Below are 982 nucleotides of genomic sequence, written 5' to 3' on the forward strand. Positions count from 1 at the left end.
GTGGAGGGCGAATGTGGCAACAGCGATAAACATGTTCGGACTGCCGGTGAGACAGTTGTTTTAGGTACTCTTATGGAAGGCGACACCGGCCTGGCGTACAGTGGTTATCAGAGTTCTTTTGATCTGGTTGATCCTTGTGTATATGTGGTGAACTACTATGATACGTATGATTTTAGAACACGAAACGGCTTTTCTGCATATAATTTTCCGGAAGGAACTGTGAGTGCGATCGGTAATCTTACGGGTAGCATATTTTGTACACATGGTTCTTCGGGATTCATTTATTCTGCGGACTATTATGACAGCAATAAGCGGATAGTGAAAAGCCTGTCAAGTCGTGTCAATGGAGGCATGGATACATACGCCACTGAGTACTCCTTTCAAGGAAGTCCTCTGTCCGTCCTTCACACCCATACGGATAGTTCCGGGTATTCATTGACGGAACGTTATACCTATACTTATGACCATTCGTCACGCCTGACACGAGTGAGCCACCAATACGATAACAATCCTTCCGTCTTGCTTTTGGAACACACTTATGACGAGTTGGGCCGATTGCAGACAGACAAACTGGATAACGGTATTTATGCAACAGGCTATGCCTACAATATCCGTAACTGGCTGACCGGTATTGAAGGCAGTAAGTTTAGCCAGTCTTTGCATTATACCGACGGTTTGGGAGTCCCTTGTTATAATGGTAATATCAGCAGTATGACTTGGAAAAGTGGAGCCGGGGCCACTCCCCGCGGTTATAAATTCAGTTATGACCGTCTGGGTCGCCTGACTGATGCGGAATATGGTGAAGGGCCGAGCCTTTCTGTAAATACTAACCGTTTTAATGAGCAGGTGACGGGCTATGATAAAATGGGTAATATCTTGGGTCTGAAGCGCTACGGGCAGACTTCAGCGACGGGTTATGATGTGATTGATGATCTTTCTTTGAGTTATGCCGGTAACCGGTTAAAGAAGGTGGCAGACCGTT

1 pseudogene is annotated in these 982 nt (G+C 46.0%); it reads left to right on the plus strand.

Features of this window, described 5'->3' with window-relative positions:
• Window positions 1-982, plus strand: a pseudogene (locus BHV72_RS00265) (RHS repeat-associated core domain-containing protein); the annotation flags it as partial.

Origin of the sequence: Bacteroides sp. 43_46 (assembly GCF_001915455.1) — a bacterium.
Lineage (GTDB): Bacteria > Bacteroidota > Bacteroidia > Bacteroidales > Bacteroidaceae > Bacteroides > Bacteroides caccae.